The following is a 17,534-nucleotide window of genomic DNA, read 5'->3' on the forward strand; positions in this document are numbered from 1 at the left end:
GGCGGGGTATCGGCCGACGGACTGGCATGTGCTGGATCTGGAGAAGGATCCGACGCCGGGGGATCCGGTGCGGGTGAAGTCGCTCGCCAGGAGTCTGCACGCGTTTGCCGATGACGTGCAGGACGCGTTGCGGTTGGTGAAGGGGATGGCGGAGGAGGATGCCGTCCTGGCGATGGCGGGCCGGACGGCCGAGGTGTTCCGGGACGAGTTCTCGGGTGTGCCGAAGAATCTGCGGAAGTTGAAGCGGTCGTACGACCTGGCGGGGGACGCGCTGGCGGCGTACTGGCCGCAGTTGGAGCGGGCGCAGGCCCTGGCGGACAAGGCCCTGGCCGATGGGCGGGTGGCGCGGGCCGATCTGTCCTCCGCCACGTCCCGTCTCTCGTCGGCCGATTCGTGGGTCGCTCGCGCGGGCGAGGAGGCCGACAAGTACAAGGAGGACAGGGGCGCGGGCAAGGATGTGCCGAAGCCGGACGAGGCGAAGGTGCGTGCGGCGACGCGGGACGCGCAGAGTGCCAGGGCCGCGCACGCGTCGGCGCGGTCGGACGTGGCGTCGGCGCAGGGCGCGTTGGACGCGGCGAAGAAGATGGCCGCGGATGCCCGTCGGATGCGGGAGGACGCGGCGGGTGAGGCGAAGCGGAAGCTGGACGAGGCGTCGGACGCGGGGATACGCAATCGCAGGTGGTACGAGGAGGTCGGGGACTGGTTCGTCGACAACTGGGACACCATCGTCGCCGTCTGCAAGGTCGTGGTGGCGGTTCTGGGTGTGATCGCCCTGATCATCGGTGGGCCGATCCTGGGGGCGATCGTGCTGATCGCGGCGCTGATCGTGCTGGCGGACACCCTGAGCAAGTACGCGAAGGGGCAGGCGTCCCTGTGGGACGTGGCGTTCGCGGCGTTGGACTGCATACCCGGCATGAAGGGCCTGACCACCCTCGGCGGCCTCGCCAAGGGGCTGAAGTCGCTGGGCAAGCTGGGCCTCAAGGGCATGGCCAAGGGGCTGAAGAACGGGCTGCGCCGCGGCGCGGACGACGCGGTGGGCGCGAGCAAGCCCGCCAAGGGCCGCTGCAAGAACGGCGACCCCGTCGACATGGTCTCCGGCGAGATGCTGATGGAGGAGACGGACGTCGAACTCCCCGGCCTCCTCCCCCTCGTGCTGCGGCGTACCCATCTCTCGACCTACGAGTGGGGCACGTGCTTCGGCCCGTCCTGGGCGTCCACGCTCGACGAACGCCTCGAACTGGACGCGGCGGGCGCGGTCTTCGCCGCCGAGGACGGCATGATCCTCCTGTATCCGGTCCCGGCACCCGGCGCCTCGGTCATGCCGCTGGAGGGCCCGCGCTGGCCGCTGGACTGGGACGGCGCACCCGGCGCACCCATCCGCGTCACGGACCCCGCGACCGGCCGCACCCGGCACTTCGCCCCTGCCGCCGAACTCGCGGGGAACCACGAGGCGTTCGTCCTGCCGCTGGCCGCGGTGACCGACCGCGACGGACGGCGCGTCGACTTCGACCGGGACGCGGACGGCACCCCCACCGCCGTGCGCGACTCCGCCGGCCGCCTTCTGCACGTCGACACCGAGGACGGCCGGGTCGTCCGGCTGCGGCTGCGCAACGAGTCGGACGGGCCCGACGGCACCACGCTGCTGCGCTACGGGTACGACGCGGACGGGCATCTCACCGAGGTCACCGACTCGAGCGGCCTTCCACTCGGGTTCACCTACGACGAGCGGGCACGCGTCACGTCCTGGACCGACCGCAACGGCTCCTGGTACCGCTTCACGTACGACGACCAGGACCGCTGCATACGGGGTGAGGGCGCCGACGGGTTCCTCTCCTGCACCATCGCCTACGACGCGGAGGCCCGGGAGACGCGCTACACCGACTCGCTGGGCCACACCACCACGTACCGGCACAACGAGCTCCGCCAACTCGTCGCCCAGACGGACCCGCTCGGCAACACGACGTACGCCGAGTGGGACCGTCACAACCGGCTGCTCTCCCGCACGGATCCGCTCGGCCGCACGTCCCGCTTCACCTACGACGAGCACGGCAACCCGACCTCGGTGTCGCGGCCCGACGGCACGGTCACCACGGGCGAGTACGACGCCGCCGGCCGGCCCTCGTCCGTCACCCTGCCGACGGGTGGCCGGCACGAGTACGTGTACGACGAGCATGGGCACCCGACGGCGACGACGGCCCCCGACGGCGCGGTCACCGGGTTCTCGTACGACGCCTCCGGCGGGCTCCTGTCGGTGACCAACGCCCTGGGGGCGGTCCACCGCGCCGAGCCCGGCGCCCTGGGCCTGCCCGACGCCACCACCGCGCCGCTCGGCGGCACCACCCGCGTCACCCGCGACCCCTTCGGGCGGGTGACCGAGAGCGTCGACGCCACCGGTGCGACGACGCGCACCGCCTGGACGGTGGAGGGCCGCCCCGCCGAGCGGGTCATGGCCGACGGGAGCAGCGAGCACTGGTCCTACGACGGCGAGGGCAACACGGTCCGCCACACGGGCCCGGACGGCCGAACCGTCACCCACACCTTCACCCACTTCGACCGGCCCCTCGCCCGCACGGACCACGACGGTTCCACCGTGCGGTTCGTCCACGACACCGAACTGCGGCTCACCTCCGTGACGAGCGCGTCGGGCGCGGTGTGGTCGTACACGTACGACCCGGCGGGACGCCTCGTGGGCGAGACGGACTTCAACGGCCGTACGCTCTCCTACTCCTACGACGCGGCGGGCGCCCTGACCAGGCGCGTGAACGGTGCGGGCGAGGTCACCACCTACGCGCGGGACGCCTGCGGCCGAGTCGTCGAGCGCCGCTCGGGCGACACGGTCACGGCCTTCGCCTACGACGCCGCCGGCCGGCTGGTCGCAGCGGTCACCCCCGACACGGTCCTCGACCTCACCCGTGACGCGGTGGGCCGGGTCGTCGGCGAGGAGTGCAACGGGCGCGCGCTGCGCTCCACGTACGACGCCCTCGGGCGCCGGGTGGAGCGACGAACGCCGTCGGGCGCCGTCAGCCGGTGGGAATGGGACGCGAACAACCGGCCGGCGCAGGTCCGGCTCGCGGGCGGCGCGCTGGCCTTCGCGTACGGGGCCGCGGGTCACGAGACGGAGCGGCGGCTCGGCGGGACGGCCGTGCTGGCCCAGGAGTGGGACGCGGGCCACCGGCTGACCGGGCAGACGGTGACCGGGCAGGCCGCGCAGGGTCCGGGGCCCTCGGGCGAGCCGCTGCTGCACCGCTCGTACACGTACGGGCGGGACGGCGGTCTCACCGCGGTCGAGGACGGGGCCCACGGCACCCGGCGCTTCACCCATGACCGGCTCGGCAGGGTGGAGTCGGTCTCCGCGACGGGGTGGTCGGAGCGCTACACCTATGACGCGGCGGGGAACGTCAGCCGGGCCGAGACCCCCGAGGGTCCCCAGGGCGAGCGGGTCCACGACGGCACACTCGTGCGCCGGGCCGGTCACATCACCTACGTCCACGACGCGCAGGGTCGCCAGGTCAGGCAGTCGCGCAAACTGCTGTCGGGCGGTGCGCGGGAGTGGACGTACACGTGGGACGCCGAGGACCGGCTGACCGGGGTCACCACCCCGGACGGGCGCCGCTGGGCGTACGTCTACGACGGACTGGGCCGAAGGGTCGCCAAGCGGCTGCTGTCGGACGACGGCCGTACCGTCGAGGAGACCGTCTTCACCTGGGACGGCTCGCGCCTGGCGGAGCAGAGCGGCTCGGCGGGCAGCACGACCAGGAGCTGGGAGTGGGCTCCCGGCACCCACCGCGCGCTGCTGCAGATCGACCGGGACGAGGTCGACCGGCGCTTCTACGCGATCGTGACCGACCTGGTCGGCACCCCGACCGAACTGGTCGACGAGGAGGGCCGGATCGCCTGGCGTGCCCGCACCACCCTGTGGGGCACCTCCGTCGGCGGGCAGTCCGGTCCGGTCGACTGCCCGCTGCGCTTCCCGGGGCAGTACCACGACGACGAGACGGGCCTGCGGTACAACTTCCGGCGCTACTACGACCCCGGGAACGCCCGCTACATCAGCCCCGACCCGCTGGGCCTGGCTCCCGCGCCGAACCATCACGCGTACGTCGGCAACCCGCTCCGCTTCACCGACCCCCTGGGGCTGGTCAGTTGCGAGAGCAGCAACCACGGGATCAGCAGCCGCCGCGAGACCCACATCGAGGGCCAGCACGGTCCCGGCGCCCAGGACCGGGTGCGGGAGGCGGCCGACCCCACGGGGCCGGAGCCCTCGCTGCCCGGCGAGTTCTACGACGACTTCCTGTGGGACGGCGACAACTTCGTCCTGGGCCGGCGGCTCATGGAGGGCGTCGACGGCACACCGGCCATCCCCAACCCGAGGGCCCTGGCGGGCCAGGACACCCACCTGCACCGCTTCGACTACGGCGAGCCGGTCGGCATCAACGGCAGCGGCCGGGAGACGAGCGTGGTCGAGGTCGTCATCCGCGACGGCAACATCCACACGGCGTACCCGATCTGAGGGCGGGGGGGCGACCGGCTCTCCCCGGATTCTCCCCGGCACCCCGGCGGATCAAGGAATCGGATGAACACCCGCAGGCCAAAGGCCTGAAGGGCAGACGAGTCGGGCTGTACGCCGGGTTCTGTCGCCCGGTCGCCTCGCGGCGGCCGGGGAGACGGCCATCCATCTAGGGCCGACGTTGCCGCCGGCCTCGTGCGGTCTACCCGCGGACTCGGGCGGGCAGCCCTCGAACGTCCGCGCAGAGCCGCCGCCCCTCGCGAGGAGGCGGCTCCTCTTGACCTTGCTCCGGGTGGGGTTTACCTAGCCGCCTGAGTCGCCTCAGGCGCTGGTGGTCTCTTACACCACCGTTTCACCCTTACCGGGGGCCGGAGCCCCAGGCGGTCTGCTTTCTGTGGCACTGTCCCGCGGGTCACCCCGGGTGGCCGTTAGCCACCACCCTGCCCTGTGGAGCCCGGACGTTCCTCGGGAAGGTCCGCAAGGACCTCCACGCGGCCGTCCGCCCGGCTCGTCTGCCGTGCCGACCATGCTACCGGGCGTACGCGCCGGGTCCGACCGGAGGCGCCCGGGGCCGCGGTGGCGAGGAAGGAGCCCAGCAGGATCAGGGCGAAGGCGGCCACGACGCCCGCGGTCAGTTCCTCGTCGAGGAGCAGCACGCCCGCGGTCACCGCCACGGCGGGGTTGACGTAGGTGAAGACGACGGCCCGGGTGGGTCCGGCCTCGCGGATCAGTTCGAGGAAGACGACGAACGCGAGGGCCGTGCAGACGACTCCCAGGCCCGCGAGGGAGGCGAGCACCTCGGCGGAGGGGAGCCCGTCGGGGCGGCCCATGACCGCGGCGGGGGCGTACACGACCGCCGCGAACAGCAGGCACGGGGCGATGAGCTGGAGCGTGGGGACCTGCTTGAGCCAGCGGGCCATGATGAGCGGGGCGGTCGCGTAGCCGATCACCGTCACCAGCATCTCGGTCAGGGAGCGCGCGTCGCCGCCGGTCAGGTGCGGCACCGTCAGCACGGCGACCCCGCCGAGGCCCAGGGCGAGGCCCGCCGTGCGGCGGGCGCCGAGCCGTTCCGTGTCGCCGAAGAAGCGGGCCAGCAGGACGCCCACGATGGGCACGCCCGCGATCAGCAGGCCCGCGGTCGAGCTGGACAGGTGGCGCTCGGCGTCGGTCAGGGTCCACCAGGGGCCGACGATCTCGATGCACGCGAAGGCGAGCATGGGGCGCCAGTGGGCGCGTACGACCCCTGTCAGGTTCCCCTGGCGGACGGCGAAGGGCAGCAGCAGGGCCGCGCCGACGGCGCAGCGCGCGAACACCACCGCGGACGCCGACAGCCCGCCGTCGACGGCCACTTTGATCATCAGATAGGGGATGCCCCAGAGGACTCCCATGAGGGAGAAGAGGAACCAGCCGCGTGCAGTCATGCGGGCAGTCTCGGCCGGGTCAGCGGCGTACGTCTTGAACGCTGTTGCGGTACGCCGCCGGGGTCACCCCCAGCACCCGCCGGAACCAGCGGGTCAGGTGCGCCTGGTCGGCGAAGCCCACGAGGGCCGCGGCCTCCGCCGGGCGGCGGCCCGCGTCCAGCAGGGAACGGGCGCGGTGGACGCGGTACTGGGCGAGCCAGGCGTACGGCGGCACGCCCGTGCTCGTGCGGAACGCGCGCAGGAGCTGGTAGCGGGACAGGCCGAGGCCGGCCGCGAGGTCGGCGAGGGAGGGCGGGGCGAGGAGTTCGTCGGCGAGGCGCTCGCGCACGGCCGAGGCGACCCGGTCCGCCCCCGGGATCGTGTCGCACACCGGGCGCGCCGAGGAGTGGCGGCGGGCCAGGGCGGTCAGCAGCCACGGGATGCGGGACTCGGCCTCCAGCGGGTCGGGGCACTCGCTCAGCTCGGTGTGCGTGCTGCGCAGGGCCGCGGCCAGTTCGGGGTCGTCGAGGAGTGCCTCGCGGAAGTGCGGGACGCCCCAGGTGCCCTCGGCGAGCAGGGACTCCCCGGCGTACAGGGCGCGGTAGGCGTAGCCGTCGGAGGCGGCCGGGCCGCCGGTGTGCATCTCCCCCGGGCCGAGGACGACGATCGAGCCGGGGCCCGCGTGGACGCGGCCGCCCCGGTAGTCGATGATCTCGGAACCGCCGACGCAGACGCCCACCGTGAACTCCTCGTGGGCGTGCGGCGCGTAGCGGTGGCGGTCGAAACGGGCCGTCAGGAGGTCGATCGGCCGGCCGCCCGGGCCGAGCGCCGCCCTGGTCCAGACCGCCTGCTCGCGCTCGTCCGTCGTCCGCACGGCGGCCCACCCCCTCCGGTGTGCGGCGCCCCCGGCCGTACACCCCACTGGGCTGCAACGCGCGCGTGCCCGCTTCCATGCCCGGGCCGGGGCTGCCGCGCTTGACCCTGCCGCGACGTCAACGTTTCTACTGGGGTCATGCGGATCGGAGAGCTCGCCGCGGCCGTCGGCGTCACGACGCGGACCGTGCGGCACTACCACCAGCTCGGGCTGCTGCCCGAGGCGGAGCGGCGCCCCAACGGCTACCGCGAGTACGGGCTGCGGCACGCCGTCGCGCTGGCCCGGATCAGGCGGCTGACCGAACTGGGGCTCGGACTGACCGAGGTGCGGGACGTCCTCGCGGACGACGCGGGACGCGACCTCGCCGAGGTGCTGGAGGAACTGGACGAGGACCTGGCACGGCAGGAGGCGGCGGTACGGGAGCGCCGGCTGCGGCTGCGGGCCCTGCTGGACGGGGGCGCGCTGCCCGCGGAGGGCCCCGTCTCGCCCGAGCTGGCCGCCGTCTTCGGGAGGCTGACCCGGCACCCCGAGCCGCCGATGGCCGCCAGGGACCGCGAGATGATCGCCCTGCTGGAGACGGCCGCCGCTCCGGAGGACCGCGAGCGCCTGGTGTCGGCGCTGCGTGCCGCGGCCGACGCGCCGGGGGCGCTGGAGCGCGCCCACGAGGCGTACGCCCTGCTCGACGCGCTCGCCGGGGCCGAACCGGACGACCCGCGCGTCGAGGAGACGGCCCGCGCGCTCGCCGACTGCCTGCCGGACGAGGCACTGGAGGGACTGGGCCTGGGCCGACTCGGCGCGGACGGATCCGATCCGCTCGACGGCGGCGGGTTCCTGCGGGCCCTCCTCGACGACTTCGCTCCCGCGCAGGGCGCGGCGGTCCTGCGTACGATCCGGCTGCTGACGGAGCGTGCGCGGTGAACGTGACGCGTACCGCGGGCCGGCTGGTCGCCCACGAGCTGCGGCTGCTGGGAGGCATCGTCCGCTGGGCGGCGGGGCGCCCGCACGGGGTCGGCGCGGGGCGGGCCTTCGGGTACGCGCGGGGCCAGGGCGCGATGATGTTCGGGTTCGGCTTCGTGTGCGTCCTGGAGAGCGCCTGCATGGCCGTGCTCCTGCGCGACCATCCGGCCGTGCACCGGGTGGTCCTGGTGCTGGACGTCTACACGCTGCTCCTGGTCGTCGGCCTGCACGCGGCCTCGGTGACCCGTCCGCACGTCCTGGAGGACGCGGCCCTGCGGGTCCGGCGGGCGGCCCACGTCGACGTGCGCGTGCCGCTGGCCGCCGTCGCGTCGGTCCGCCGCGAGCTGGTCACCACGCACGAACGGCACGCCGGCTGGCTGGACCTGGCGGTCGGCGCGCAGACCACGGTCACGCTCGAACTGAACGAGCCGGTACGGCACTTCACGTTCCTGGGCCGCGCGAGGGACGTCCGCCGGATCCGGTTCCACGCGGACGAACCCGACGCCCTCGTACGGGGCCTGCGCGAGCGTCTGGCGCTCACGCGGGAGCGAACAGCACCTTCGCCGTCCCCGGTCCGCCCCGGTCGGCCCGGGTGAGCCGCACCCGCAGCCGCTCCCCCAGCGGCAGCGGTCCGCCGCCCTCGATGCGGGCGACCACCGCCGGCGACTCCAACTGGACGGTCCCGACGGTGGGTTCGCGGTCCCGCACGTCCACGACGGTGGCGTCGAAGAGCTCGCCGACCCGGCGCTCCAGCAGCGCCGCCTCGACGAGGTCGACGCAGCCTCGCTCGACGGCCCCGGCCCGCCGGGTGCCCTCGGCCATCCGCCGGGGCAGCTCGTCGAGGGCGGCGAGCGCCCACTCGGGCGGCGCCGTGCCGGCGGACGCGGCCAGGCACAGCTCTGCGGCGTAGCGGTCGACGAGGCGGCGCAGCGGGGCCGTGCAGTGGGTGTAGGGGGCGGCGACGGCGGCGTGCGTGGTGATCGCGGGCAGGACCCCGTCCCGGAAGACGGTGTAGCCCGCGCCGCGCAGCAGGGTCGTGCACTCCTGGAGGAAGGCCGCGTGACGCGGCTGCTCCGGGTCGAGGGAACGGATGAGCAGCGCGTACGAGACGTGGTGCGGCCAGTCGATGCGCAGCGCCTTCGCGGTGTGCCGCAGCCTGCCGACCGCGCCGTCCGGGGCCGCCGGGAGGGTGCGCAGCACGCCGGTGCCGAGGGCCAGCATCAGCTCGGCGGCGGCCATGCCGGTCAGCAGGGAGATCTGGGCGTTCCAGCCGTCGGCGGGCAGCGGGGCCCGGTAGCTGAGCGCGTAGGAGCCCGGCCCGCCGCCGGCCGCCCCGTTCTCGACGATCTCCTGCTCGGGCACGCCGAGGGAGATGCCGCCCCGCTCCACCTCGCGCTGTTCGCGCAGGAGCCCGATCTCCCGCAGGAGGGCGAGCGGCTCCTCGGCGGTGCCGTCGTCGATCCGGCGCTGCGCGCCCTCGTAGTCGAGGCGGGCGCGGCTGCGCACCAGGGCGCGGCGGACGTCGGTGGCGGTGGGGCGGCCCTCCGCGTCCAGGTCGATCGTCCACAGCACGGCGGGCCCGACCTGGTCGGGGAGCAGGCTCGCGGCGCCCTCGCCCAGCACCGGGGGGTGCAGCGGGATCCTGCCGTCCGGGAAGTAGAGCGTGGTGACCCGGCGGTGCGCCTCGGCGTCCAGGGCGGAACCGGGGGCGACGAAGGCGGCCACGTCGGCGATGGCGTACCGCACCCGGAAGCCGCCCGGGCGGCGCGAGAGGTGCATCGCCTGGTCGAGGTCGGCGGAGCCGGGCGGGTCGATGGTGAACAGGGGGACGCCGGTCGCGTCGTAGGCCGGGAGCCGGGGTGCGCGGGCGGCCCGTTCCGCCTCGGCGAGCACCTCGGGCGGGAAGGCCTCGGGCGCGCCCAGCTCGGTGCGCAGGGCGCGGAGCGCGTCCCGCAGGGGGGCCGCGGCGGCTCCGGTCACCCGGATCTGACGGCGGGGCATAGGGCGAGCGTAGGCCGGGGAGGGGCGGGCGGCACCCCGTAGGCTGGCGCGTGCCGGGGGTGCACCGGCCGTACCGCGCCGCCGCGCGCGGACCGGCCCGCGCCGCCGCGCCCCGACCGACCGCACCACCCGTACCGACCGCCCCGAGGAGAACCGCCGTGCTCGTCCTGCTGCCGCCGTCCGAAGGAAAGGCTCCCTCCGGGCGGGGCGCGCCGCTGAAGCCGGAGACCCTGTCCCTGCCGGGGCTCTCCGAGGCGCGCCGGGCCGTGCTCGACGAGCTGACCGAGCTGTGCGCGGCCGACGAGGAGAAGGCGCGCGAGGTGCTCGGGCTGAGCGAGGGCCTGCGCGGCGAGATCGCCAAGAACACGGAGCTGCGGACCGCGGGCACCCGGCCGGCCGGCGAGGTCTACACCGGGGTGCTGTACGACGCCCTCGACCTGGCCTCGCTCGACACGGCGGCAAGGCGCCGGGCGGCGCGCTCGCTGCTCGTCTTCTCGGGGCTGTGGGGCGCGGTCCGGGTGACCGACCGCATCCCCCCGTACCGCTGCTCGATGGGTGTACGGCTGCCGGGCCTCGGCGCGCTGGGCGCGCACTGGCGGGCGCCGATGGCCGCCGCGATGCCCGAGGCGGTCGGCAGCGGGCTCGTCCTCGACCTGCGGTCCTCGGCGTACACGGCCGCGTGGAAGCCGAAGGGCGAGGTCGCGGAGCGCACGGCGAGCGTACGGGTGCTGCACGCGCCGACGCGGAAGGTGGTCAGCCACTTCAACAAGGCGACCAAGGGCCGCATCGTGCGCGGCCTCCTGGAGTCCGGGGCCGCTCCCTCGGGTCCCGCGGAGCTGGTGGAGGCGCTGCGCGACCTCGGGTACGAGGTGGAGGCGACGGCTCCGTCCGCTGCGGGCAGGCCGTGGTCGCTGGACGTCCTGGTGGACGAGATCCACTGAGCCGGCCGGGCGGGCGGAGCACCACCCGCACCCCTTGATTGCATCCTGCGCAACGACCTTTGCGCAGGGTGCGTGGCGCGGGCAGGATGAGGCCATGGCTTCGTCGGTGCCCTCCTCGCCCCTGCCCGCTCCCCCGCCGGCCTCGTCCGTGCTCGGCGCCGCGCCCGTCGTCCCCGTGGTCGTCGTCGACGACCTCGCGGACGCCGTCCCGCTGGCGCGGGCGCTCGTCGCGGGCGGGCTGCCCGCGATCGAGGTGACGCTTCGGACACCGGTCGCGCTCGACGCGATCCGGGCCGTCGCGGACGCCGTGCCGGACGCCGTGGTCGGCGCCGGCACGGTGATCTCGCCGGCGCAGGTGGCGGACTCCGTCGGCGCCGGGGCCCGGTTCCTGGTGAGCCCCGGCTGGACGGACGGCCTGCTCGACGCCATGAAGGCGTCCGGGGTGCCGTTCCTGCCGGGGGTCTCGACGACGTCCGAGGTCGTCGCGCTGCTCGAACGGGGCGTGCGCGAGATGAAGTTCTTCCCCGCGCAGGCGGCGGGCGGCACCGCCTATCTGAAGTCGCTGGCCGGTCCGCTCCCGCAGGCCCGCTTCTGCCCGACCGGCGGGATCGGCCCCGCCGTCGCGCCGGAGTACCTCGCCCTGCCGAACGTCCTGTGCGTGGGCGGCAGTTGGATGCTCCCGCCGGACGCGGTCGCGGCCCGGGACTGGGCGCGGGTGGAGTCGCTGGCCCGGGAGGCAGCGAGCCTGCACCGCCCCGCCCACTGACCACGGCCGCACCGGCCGCCCCGCCTCGGAGCTCCCGGCTCCGGGGCCTGCCGCTTGGAGCCCCGCCGGCTGCGAGAGCCCTCGCCCCGGCCGCCTCGGGACCGGCGCAGGCTCGCCGCCGACCGGGCGCGGCCCCGGCGGGCCCGCTGTCCCGTGCCGGCGCGGGCGTCCGCGGCACCGGACGCGCCGCCGTAGGGGAGCGTTCGCGGGCGACCGGGGCGACCGGGGCGCCGGAACGGCGTGGAACCCGTCGGCCGGGTCCGCGGCTCAGCGCAGCGCCGACGTGTCGTTCAGGAGCCGTACGCTCGCGTTGCCGTCCGCGTAGTACGCCACCGCCGACAGCGAGGCGGCCGACAGCTCCATGCGGAACAGCGCTTCGGGCGGGGCGCCCAGGGCCAGGCGTACGAGGGTCTTCACGGGTGTGACGTGGGAGACCACGAGCAGGGTGCGGCCCGCATGCGCCGCGAGCAGCCGGTCGCGGGCCTCGGTCACGCGCCGGGCCACCGCCGCGAAGCTCTCGCCGCCCCCGGTCGGTTCGGCGTCCTGCGAGGCGAGCCAGGCGTCCATGTCCCGCGGGTGGCGTTCCCGCACCTCCGCGAACGTCAGCCCCTCCCACGCGCCGAAGTCCGTCTCGCGCAGCCCCTCGTCGACCCGTACCGGGAGACCCAGCCGGGCGGCGGCGACCTGCGCGGTCTCGCGGCAGCGGGCGAGCGGCGAGGTGACGATGTCCTGCACGGTCCCGCGCCCGGCCAGCGCCTGCGCGACCCGCTCCGCCTGGAACCGTCCCGCCTCCGAGAGCCCCGGATCGCTGCCGCCGCTCCCCGAGAAGCGCTTCTGGGGGGTCAGCGGCGTCTCCCCGTGCCGCAGCAGGACGAAGGTCGTGGGAGCGCCCAGATCGGGGGGCGGCCCGGCGGAGGCCACGTTCCGCGCCGCCCGCACGTCCGTGCCGTCCCGGGCACCGGAGCGGCCTGGGTCCTCGGCACCGGCACTGGGGCCGGCAGCGGCAGCAGCGGGGGGCGACCACTGCTCGCCCCGCGCGCCCGCGTCCATCGCCTCGTTCGCGAGCCGGTCGGCGTGCTTGTTCCGCTCGCGCGGGATCCACTCGTACGTGACCTGCCCCGCCGGAAGGACGGAACGGGCCTCGGCGGCCAGCGGGCGCATGGCGGGATGCCTGATCTGCCAGCGGCCCGACATCTGCTCGACGACGAGCCTGGAGTCCATGCGGACCCGTACGGTGACCTCCGGGTCCAGTTCACGGGCCGCGCGCAGGCCCGCCACCAGGCCCCGGTACTCGGCGACGTTGTTCGTCGCCGTGCCGATGTACTCGGCCCGTTCGGCCAGCGTCTCCCCCGTCGCCGCGTCCACCACGACGGCCCCGTAGCCCGCCGGGCCCGGGTTCCCCCGGGAGCCCCCGTCGGCCTCGACGACCACCTCGCGCACCCCCCGGGCCCCCGCCCCGTGCCCTGTTCCCTCGTCCCTACAGGCCGGACTCGGAGGTGCGGACCAGGATGCGGCGGCAGTTCTCGCAGCGCAGCACGGCGTCCGGCGCGGCCTTCTTCACCTCGTTGACCTCGGTGATGTTGAGCTCCAGGCGGCAGCCCTCGCAGCGCCGCTGGTAGAGCCGGGCCGCGCCCACGCCGCCCTGCTGCTCGCGGAGCTTGTCGTACAGCTTGAGCAGGTCGGCGGGCACGGACGCGGAGACGACCTCGCGCTCCTTCGTCAGCGTGGCGGTCTCGCCGTCGAACTCCTCGAAGGCGGCGTCCCGGCGGGACGTCGCGTCGTCGATCCGCGACTGGACGGAGGAGACCCGCCCGGTGAGCTCGGCGACCCGCTCCTGCGCGGACTCGCGGCGCTCCATGATCTCCAGGACCACGTCCTCCAGGTCCCCCTGGCGCTTGGCGAGCGAGGTGATCTCGCGCTGGAGGTTCTCCAGGTCCTTCGGGGACGTGACGGAACCGGAGTCGAGGCGCTGCTGGTCGCGGTTGGCCCGCTGGCGCACCTGGTCGACGTCCTGCTCGGCCTTCGTCTGCTCGCGGGAGCAGTCGCTCTCCTCGGTCTGCGCGGCGACGAGCAGGTCGCGCACCTGCGTGAGGTCCTTGGTCAGCGACTCGATCTCGGCGTGCTCGGGCAGCGACCTCCGCTTGTGCGCGAGCTGCTGCAGGCGGGCGTCGAGCGTCTGGACGTCGAGAAGTCGGATCTGGTCGGCGGGCGCGGCGTTCAGTTGGGGGCTCCAGGTGAAGGGGAGTGGGTTGTCCACGGGTCGGTCACCGTCTTCGAGACGTGGACCCGCAGGTCCCAGCCGTGACGGTCGGAAATCTCGTCGAGCTGGGCGGCTGCCAGCTCGCACCAGGGCCACTCGGTGGCCCAGTGCGCCGCGTCGAGCAGCGCGAGAGGACTGGGGCCCCGGTCCGCCATGAACTCCGACGCCGGGTGGTGGCGCAGGTCGGCGGTGAGGAAGGCGTCCACGCCCGCGGCGCGGACGTCGGCGAAGAGGCTGTCGCCCGAGCCGCCGCTCACCGCGACGGTCCGTACGAGCGCCTCGGGGTCGCCCGCGACGCGGATGCCCTGCGCCGTGGCGGGCAGCCGCTCAGCGGCGCGGGCCGCGAACTCGCGGACGGTGAGGGGGTGGTCCAGCTCGCAGACACGGCCCAGCCCGCGGCGGCCCTCGGGGTCGCCCGGGTCGGGCACGAGGGGGCGGACGACACGGAGGTCCAGCGCGCCCGCGAGGGCGTCGCTCACCCCCGGGTCGGCACGGTCGGCGTTCGTGTGGGCGACGTGCAGGGCGATGCCGTTCCTGATGAGGCCGTGCACGACGCGGCCCTTGAAGGTGGAGGCCGCCACCGTCGTCGTACCGCGCAGGTAGAGCGGGTGGTGGGTGACGAGCAGGTCGGCGCCCAGGTTCACCGCCTCGTCCACGATCTCCCGGACCGGGTCGACGGCGAACAGGACGCGGGAGACCTCCTGGTCGGGGTCTCCGCAGACCGTCCCGACCGCATCCCAGTCCTCCGCGCTCGCGGGAGGCCAGAGGGCGTCGAGCGCGGCGATGACTTCAGACAGACGGGGCACGAACAAAAGGCTACCTGTCTTGTGCCGGTCCCCCACCGGCCGCGGCCCCCCGTCCCGCCCCGACCGTCCCGCTCCCGCCGCGGCGCCCCCGTCCCAAGGGCTTTTCCGGTCCCGCTCCGGGGGCGTACGCGGTCCCGTTCCAGCGGCTCTCCCGGTCCCGCTCCAGGAGCGTTCCCGGTCGTCCCGGTCGTCGCGGGGGACGCGGGGGACGCGGGGGACGCCCACCGCGACGATCCCGGAGGAACGTCCGCGACACCGGGAGGGGGCAGGTCGGGGCGGACACGGCCCGCCGTGCGGGAGCCGCCCGGAAGGGTCTTCGCCGCACTTCGGCGCGGGCTCTCTCAGCACACCGGCCCCCGTTCCCTCAGGCGAATCGAAAGCCGGCCACTCTTATGTGTGAAGCGGCAGCCTGCCGGTCCCACGTCTGTGCGTGCGAAAACTAGTTTCGTCGCCGGAGGTGACCGAACGATGGCGGCCAGTGTGATCGAGTCCGCGGCGGCGCACGGGAACGAGTGGGCCGCGCGGGCGGGATGCGTGATCACGGCGGACGGGTCCTACGCGGCCCGCCTGGCCCGCAGCGGCGATTCCTGGTTCCCGGAGCGCTGGACGCTGGACGGCCCCGAACCGTACGCCGTGCCGCTGCCGGGCAACCAGCCGGAGGAGCCCGGCACGGAGGTGCTGCCGATGGCGGACGGGCGGGTGCTCATCCACCGGCTCACCGACGGGCGGCACTCCTTCTCGCTGCTGTACCCGACGGGGACGGGGACGGGCGAGGTGCAGCTGGGCGCGATCGAGTGCCCGGACCGGGGGACGGAGCTGCGGCTGCTGCCGCCCGCCCCGGGCGGCTCCCGCGCCTACGCGCTCGCCGTCGGACCGGGTTCGGCGGCCGTGTGGCTGGTGGCCGGCGGCGCCTTCGGACCCGAGCACCTCGCGGAGGTGCCGGGCCGCTGCTCGGGCGGCCTGTGGCTCGGCGGCGGGGACCGGCTGCTCGCGCTGGACCGGGAGTTCGGGGGCCGCACCAAGACGGTGGTGGTGGACCTGGAGCGCGGTGGCGAGGTGTCGCCGCTGCTCCAGATCTCCGAGGAGAGCAACGACCGGCTGGTGCTCGCGGACGCCGACAGCGGGCTGATCCTGATCCGCTCGGACGCGCCGTCGCCGGGCCGGGAGCGGCTCGGCTGGGGCGTGCTGGGGAGCACACTGCCGGTGCGCTTCCCGGAGTGCCTGCACCTGGCGGACTGCGCAGTCACTCCGTTCGCCACCCAGCCGGGGCAGGTGCTGACACCGGAGAGCTGCGCGGTGGCGCTGCGGCTCGACGGCGCGGCGGGCACCTGGTTCGGCGTCTGGCGTCCGGCCGGGCGGTACGTGCACCACCTCACGGCGCCCGAGGGCTGGCTGGCGGGTTCGGGGTGGTGGACGAGGGACGGGGTGCTCCACCTGCCGTACGCGACGGGGGCCGTGCCGTGCGGCGTGACGCGGGTGGAGGCACCGACCGGGGACGCGGGGCCGGGGGGCCCGTGGGGTCCGGACCGTACGGGTGCGGTGCCGGGGGAGGCGCCGGGCGGACCGTCGGTCACGGGCCCCCCGGAACGGACGGCGGCCCGACCCGTGCCACTGCAGCACGCGCCTCTCGTGGGGCGGACGGTCGCGAACGCGTTCGCGGGCCGGCGACTGGCCCAGGGGCCGGGGCCGCTCCGTACGGCTGCTGCTGCTGCGGCGGCGGCGGCGGGCGCGGACGCGGGAAGCCCGTGGAGCGGCACCGACCCGGTGGGAGCGGGCGTGGGAGGCTCCGCCGCGCCGGGTGCGGGCCCGGAGGCGGAGGCGGGGGCCGTCGGTCCCTGGAGCACCCGTTCGTGGAGCGCCGGTCCGGAAGCCGCGCGTTCCGGAGCCGTGCCTCCGGAGAGCACGGCTCCGCCCGACGTCGAGGCCACGGGTCCCGGGGGCGGGGGCGGCACGGGTCCGGCGGAGACGGGACCGGACGACTCGGAGGGCACGGGCTGGGTCCGCGTGGCGCAGGCGGGCCCGGCACGGAGTGCGGCCACCGCCCCGGCAGGCGGGGACGGCGGCGGCTGGACCCGGGTCGACACCACCGCCCGGCCCGCCACCGCGGACGGCACATGGACCCCGGCCGCCGGCACCGGCCGACCCCCGGCGACCGACAACGGCACCGGCACCGGCACACACAGCGACCCCGCGTACGCGCCGCCGCCCGCACCCGCGGACGAGCGGGGCTCCGGCCGGACGGGCGGCGGGGGCGAAGGGCACGGCGAGGGTGAAGGGCACGGCGAGGGCGGCGGCGGCTGGACCCGGGTCGACACCACCGCCCGGCCCGCCACCGCGGACGGCACATGGACCCCGGCCGCCGGCACCGGCCGACCCCTGACGACCGACAACGGCACGGACACCGGCCCCGTGACCGGTGGCCCCGCGGGCGTCGGTCACGGAACCGGGCGGGACAGCGGGCCGGCGGGCCTCGGGGCGGGCGTGGTGCTGCCGCCGCCCGCCGGAGCGGTGCCGGGGCCCGCGGCCGTCACGATCGGCGTGGCCGGGGGGACGGACCCGGCCGCCACGGAGATCCCCGGCTGGACCCGGGTCGACACGACGGTCCGGCCGGGGGCGGAGTACCCCCGCCGGACGGCTCCGCCGGAGGCGGCCCCGGCCGCCGCGTTCACGTCGGACGGGGGCGGGGACGGGGGCCCCGACGCGGCCACCGTCGACGCGGACACGGGGACCGACCGCGGACCTGGCACAGATCGGGGCGAGGGCGCGGGCGCCGATGCGGGCGGGGGCGCGAGCACGGGCGCGGGCACTGACGGCTTCGTACTTCCAGGGAGCGGGTTTCCGGGAGGTCCCGACCCGCTTCCGGGGCACCTCGACCCCGCAGGACCCCTGCCCCTGCCCCGCGAGCAGGTCGACGCCGTGTGGTCCCCGGTGTTCGGACCGGGCGGTTCCCTCGGGTCCGGACCGGCCGGCGACCCGGGCCGGGAGGCGCCCCACACCCCCCTGGCGAACGCCGAGCCAGTCC

The 17,534-nt window shown here is 75.6% G+C and carries 10 protein-coding genes, 1 other RNA gene and 2 pseudogenes; 6 read left to right on the forward strand and 7 right to left on the reverse strand.

Translation table 11 applies throughout. The features are described from left to right. Positions 1-28: 28 nt before the first annotated feature. The gene (locus tag IE265_RS18680; protein WP_190036740.1) at positions 29-4,510 is read left to right on the forward strand and encodes a DUF6531 domain-containing protein; all 4,482 of its coding nucleotides are present in this window, start codon (positions 29-31) and stop codon (positions 4,508-4,510) included. Between the two features lie 94 nt (positions 4,511-4,604). Here the strand turns inward: IE265_RS18680 and rnpB are convergent. The 3 genes and pseudogenes from rnpB to IE265_RS18695 all read right to left on the reverse strand — a co-directional run bounded on the left by rnpB (position 4,605) and on the right by IE265_RS18695 (position 6,781). After that, positions 4,605-5,018: RNase P RNA component class A (gene rnpB, locus IE265_RS18685), an RNA gene on the reverse strand. A 127-nt stretch (positions 5,019-5,145) separates the two neighbouring features. Continuing rightward, a pseudogene (locus IE265_RS39320) lies at positions 5,146-5,928 on the reverse strand (DMT family transporter); the annotation flags it as partial. A 19-nt stretch (positions 5,929-5,947) separates the two neighbouring features. Continuing rightward, entirely contained in the window at positions 5,948-6,781 is an 834-nt protein-coding gene (locus IE265_RS18695; RefSeq protein ID WP_190036741.1) for a helix-turn-helix domain-containing protein, read from the reverse strand. A 138-nt stretch (positions 6,782-6,919) separates the two neighbouring features. Here IE265_RS18695 and IE265_RS18700 point away from each other — a divergent pair, with 138 nt between their 5' ends. Together IE265_RS18700 and IE265_RS18705 are read left to right on the forward strand one after the other, a co-directional pair. Further along, positions 6,920-7,699, forward strand: coding sequence for a MerR family transcriptional regulator (locus IE265_RS18700; RefSeq protein ID WP_190036742.1), 780 nt, complete (start codon positions 6,920-6,922; stop codon positions 7,697-7,699). 2 nt (positions 7,700-7,701) lie between these two features. Then, on the forward strand, positions 7,702-8,334 hold the full coding sequence (locus IE265_RS18705) for a hypothetical protein (RefSeq protein WP_190036798.1): 633 nt from the start codon (positions 7,702-7,704) through the stop codon (positions 8,332-8,334). On the opposite strand, the gene IE265_RS18710 is transcribed toward IE265_RS18705, so the two are convergent. Continuing rightward, entirely contained in the window at positions 8,276-9,739 is a 1,464-nt protein-coding gene (locus IE265_RS18710) for an RNB domain-containing ribonuclease (RefSeq protein WP_190036743.1), read from the reverse strand. The two genes, IE265_RS18705 and IE265_RS18710, sit on opposite strands and share 59 nt — an antisense overlap. A gap of 158 nt (positions 9,740-9,897) precedes the next feature. On the opposite strand from IE265_RS18710, the gene yaaA reads away from it, so the two are divergent. Together yaaA and eda are read left to right on the forward strand one after the other, a co-directional pair. After that, a complete protein-coding gene (gene yaaA / locus IE265_RS18715) occupies positions 9,898-10,680 on the forward strand; it encodes a peroxide stress protein YaaA (RefSeq protein ID WP_190036744.1) in 783 nt (260 codons plus the stop codon). A 94-nt stretch (positions 10,681-10,774) separates the two neighbouring features. Continuing rightward, positions 10,775-11,446, forward strand: a complete 672-nt coding sequence (gene eda, locus IE265_RS18720; RefSeq protein ID WP_190036745.1) for a bifunctional 4-hydroxy-2-oxoglutarate aldolase/2-dehydro-3-deoxy-phosphogluconate aldolase — start codon at positions 10,775-10,777, stop codon at positions 11,444-11,446. A gap of 267 nt (positions 11,447-11,713) precedes the next feature. Here eda and IE265_RS18725 read toward each other — a convergent pair whose 3' ends face one another. From IE265_RS18725 to IE265_RS18735, 3 genes are read right to left on the reverse strand one after another with little or no spacing between them, the layout of a single operon-like run. Beyond that, complete coding sequence (locus IE265_RS18725) at positions 11,714-12,886, reverse strand: bifunctional RNase H/acid phosphatase (protein ID WP_190036746.1); 1,173 nt, start codon at positions 12,884-12,886, stop codon at positions 11,714-11,716. 37 nt (positions 12,887-12,923) lie between these two features. Beyond that, complete coding sequence (locus IE265_RS18730; RefSeq protein ID WP_190036799.1) at positions 12,924-13,667, reverse strand: zinc ribbon domain-containing protein; 744 nt, start codon at positions 13,665-13,667, stop codon at positions 12,924-12,926. After that, positions 13,664-14,512 carry a Nif3-like dinuclear metal center hexameric protein gene (locus IE265_RS18735; protein WP_190036747.1) on the reverse strand — a complete coding sequence of 283 codons (849 nt, stop codon included), beginning with the start codon at positions 14,510-14,512 and terminating at the stop codon, positions 13,664-13,666. Before IE265_RS18735 ends, IE265_RS18730 begins: the two co-directional genes overlap by 4 nt. Before the next feature lie 468 nt (positions 14,513-14,980). Here IE265_RS18735 and IE265_RS18740 point away from each other — a divergent pair. Continuing rightward, positions 14,981-16,162, forward strand: a pseudogene (locus tag IE265_RS18740) (hypothetical protein); the annotation flags it as partial. Positions 16,163-17,534: the final 1,372 nt, after the last annotated feature.

This window comes from Streptomyces fructofermentans, assembly GCF_014651055.1.
Taxonomy (GTDB): domain Bacteria; phylum Actinomycetota; class Actinomycetes; order Streptomycetales; family Streptomycetaceae; genus Streptomyces; species Streptomyces fructofermentans.